Here is a 3,667-nt window from a genome sequence, read left to right as displayed (position 1 = left end):
CACAACTTCCCTCTCGATTTGGCTGCTGTTGATGTAGCACCTGTTGCAATGGCTGCTCCTGCTATCAACGGTTAATTCCGAGTGATGTTCTAGTCCAAATCTAGATAAATAAAAAAGCTCTCCGTAAGGGGAGCTTTTTTATAGCATTAGCCAGTTATGTTAGGACAAAAACCAGAAGAGTGTTGCGCCGCAACACTCTTCTGGTTTTTATGTCTTAAAGCTATATTTATTGTGCTGTAAGGTTTGCTTAGGATATCAAAACCCCAAAGATGGGGCGCGGCGCGAAGCGCCGCTCCCCATCTTTGGGGTTTTGATTTGTTCTAATGTTAGTGGCGGTGTTTTATAACACAACTCTCTTTTTTTGCTTTAATTAACCTGACTAGAGTTATACCTAATTTATCTATAAAGACGATATTTTTGTGCGATAATTCAAAAGAGAACGCGTAAATAGCTTTTCCTGTGAGCTTTGTATATGCATATATGGCAAGTTAAAGATCGCATTTTGGACTTGGTTAGTAAATATAAGTCTCAGGTAGATTTTTTTGCGATTCGATTAGAACGATCGCAAGGGGCTGATATTTTTTTACGCAGTGGCAAGGTCGAAACCTTGAGTACAGGGATCTCACTCGGCGGACAGGTGAGGGCTTGTCATCGAGGTGGCTGGGGATTTGCTAGCTTTAACGATCTAGATAGTTTAGAACTAAAAATCAAAGAAGCGATCGCAGCAGCAAAATGGGTAGGTAACGCCGAAACCTTATTAGCAGCAGTCGAACCTTTACAGGCAAAAGTATCCCTCATTAAAGAAAATCCCCAACAGATTCCCCTGATTGATAAAAAAAATCTTTGCACTCATTACAGTGATATTTTGCGATCGGTTTCCGATCGCGTAGTGAGTACTTCAGTCCGCTATGGGGATTGCACGCAGCAAGTTTTATTAGTAACCTCCGAGGGGACGACGATCGAGCAAGAATGGGCTGACTGGGAATTAAGAGCTTCGGCGATCGCCAGAAATGGGGATATCGTTCAAACTGGTCGAGAAACCTTTGGTTCCAGACGAGCCTATGGCGATCTGCTGAATTTAGAGCCACAAGTAATCGGTGCGGCTCAGCGAGCCGTTACAGCCTTGGATCTACCAATGGTGCGGGGTAATAGTTATACAGTTGTAATTGACCCGATTTTAGCAGGATTGTTCGTTCACGAGGCTTTTGGGCATCTTTCGGAGGCTGATATGCTCTATGAAAATCCTGACATGTTAGAAACTATGAGCCTTGGTCGAAAATTTGGTTCGCCTGATTTACAGATTTTTGATGGGGCGGACATTGCCGAACATCGTGGCAGTTATCTGTATGACGATGAAGGTGTAGCAGCAACTACAACTCAGTTAATTGCCGATGGAGTATTAGTTGGTAGATTACATTCGCGAGAAACTGCGGGAAAGTTGGGTGAAAAGGTTACAGGCAATGCTCGCTGTTTGGATTATCACTATCCTCCAATTGTCCGCATGACTAATACTTGGATTGCCAGAGGAAATATTCCTGTTGCTGACTTGTTTAATGACATTCCGATCGGTGTGTATGCCAGGAATTGGCAGGGAGGAATGACCAATGGTGAAATGTTTACCTTTACCGCAGGTGAGGCTTGGATGATTCGTCATGGAAAAATTGCTGAACCCGTAAAAGATGTCACCATCTCAGGCAATGCCTTTGAGACTTTGGCGGATATTGAGGCGATCGGTAATGACTTTATATGGGACGAGTCGGGAGGCTGTGGCAAGGGCGGACAAAGTGGTTTGGCTGTTGGCTGTGGTTCCCCAAGTTTGAGAATCAAGAATGCGATTGTGGGAGGCGAGCACCATGGCTAGAGTAAAAACTGAACTCAGAGAAGTTAATTTTCAGTTGGTGCAGACGATCGCCAATCAGCAGATAGCAGAAGATCGACTCAACTTGCAGTTGACGCGATTAAGGTTGATGTGTGATTTTGTCTCAGCTTTGAATGCGGCTCAGACTATTAATGAAATCTATCAAATTGCTCTCAATGGCATTTGTCCTGCTCTACGGATTTCCCGAGCCGCGATACTCACTAATGACTCTAGGCATTGTCTGCGTTACCGAGAATCCGTAGGGATTAGTCAAGAATACCAGCGGGAAATCGAGAATTTTTTTGAAGGCTTTGACAATCGCGAAGAATTAAAACATCGTACTTTTCCTTACTGTGCCGTATTACCTAGCGATCGGACTTTACAAAGGATTTGCCATGATGAAAATATCGGAGCCTTAGCCGTATTTCCCCTAGAGTATGAGCATCGACATTTAGGCGACATAGTTGCTTATTTTGATATACCGAGACAGTTCACTGAAGAAGAAGTCCAGTTAACCCAAACTATTGTTACTTATATTGCGATCGCTTTAACGCGCAAGCAAGCAGAGCAAGCCCTCAAAAGTAGCCAACAATTCATTCAACGCATCGCCGATACGACTCCTAATATTCTCTATATCTACGATATTGAAGAAAGTCGTAATATTTACTGCAATCAAGCAATTACCCATTTGCTGGGCTATACTCCTTCAGAAATACAAGCAATGGGGGAATCAATGATTTCCAGCATTATTCATCCCGATGATTTACCTAAGGTCAACGAACACTATCAAGATATTCGCGATAACAAAATGGAAGACCTATTTGTTATTGAGTATCGCATGAAAGATATTCATGGCAAATGGAAATGGTTTTACAGTCAGGAAACTATTTTCTTGCATAATGATGATGGTAGTGTGAAGCAAATTATTGGTGCGGCATCGGATATTACGGAATTAAAAGAAGTAGAAACGAGATTACAATCATCCCTTGCTGAGAAGGAAGTCCTGTTAAGAGAAGTTCATCATCGAGTTAAAAATAATCTAAGTGTAGTTGATAGTTTGTTATCAATGCAAGCTCGTCATGTCAGCGATGTGGAAGCCCTGAAATCCCTTTCCGATAGTCAGCGACGGATTCATACAATGTCACTCATCCACGAACAGTTATATCAGTCTCAGGATGTGGATAAGGTTGATTTTTGTGAATATCTCCAGCGGTTAGTTGTGAATCTCTATAGTTCCACAAACTTTAATGCTAGCGATATTGAATTAAAGTTAGATATTAAGCCCACATTGTTAAATATTGACACGGCAATTTCGATGGGGTTGATTGTGAATGAATTATTAACTAATGCCTTTAAATATGCATTCCCAAATCACAATAAGGGTCTAATTGAAGTGGTTTTATATAATTCTATAGAAGATCGTATTTTGCATTTAATTATTCGTGATAATGGAATTGGGCTTCCGCAGACTGTTGATTTTAAAGCGACAACTTCTCTTGGATTAAGATTAGTGAGGATTTTAACGCAGCAATTGAGAGCAAATCTAGATTTATCCTGTTCTATTGGTACTAGCTTCCATTTTACTTTGCAGACAAGTTGATAGAGGCTCTCGACAATAAACTCCAAAAGTCAATAGGCGGCAATTCTCACCGCTTATTGACTTTTGGAGTTTTCCTATCTGCTATCGCTACAGTCAATCGACTTATAGTCGTTTTAAATAACTTGTAGACGGGCTTCGACTTCGCTCAGCCCTCGGTGTAAGCTAGCTGAGCGAAGTCGAAGCTGTAGTTTTTATTTGAATTATCTATA

General features: G+C 41.5%; 2 protein-coding genes and 1 pseudogene. All 3 read left to right on the top strand.

Features of this window, described 5'->3' with window-relative positions; all coding sequences use genetic code 11:
- Positions 1-75, top strand: a pseudogene (locus AC805_RS27295) (photosystem II protein D1); the annotation flags it as partial.
- A gap of 397 nt (positions 76-472) precedes the next feature.
- Positions 473-1,861, top strand: a complete 1,389-nt coding sequence (locus AC805_RS07250; RefSeq protein WP_055074797.1) for a TldD/PmbA family protein — start codon at positions 473-475, stop codon at positions 1,859-1,861.
- Positions 1,854-3,458 carry a histidine kinase dimerization/phosphoacceptor domain -containing protein gene (locus AC805_RS07245; RefSeq protein ID WP_055074796.1) on the top strand — a complete coding sequence of 535 codons (1,605 nt, stop codon included), beginning with the start codon at positions 1,854-1,856 and terminating at the stop codon, positions 3,456-3,458. The genes AC805_RS07250 and AC805_RS07245 overlap by 8 nt, the downstream gene beginning before the upstream one ends.
- Positions 3,459-3,667: the final 209 nt, after the last annotated feature.

This window comes from Pseudanabaena sp. 'Roaring Creek', from assembly GCF_001402795.1.
Classification (GTDB): domain Bacteria; phylum Cyanobacteriota; class Cyanobacteriia; order Pseudanabaenales; family Pseudanabaenaceae; genus Pseudanabaena.
Note: the sequence above shows the minus strand (reverse complement) of the source record. Positions and strands in the feature narration are given on the sequence as shown.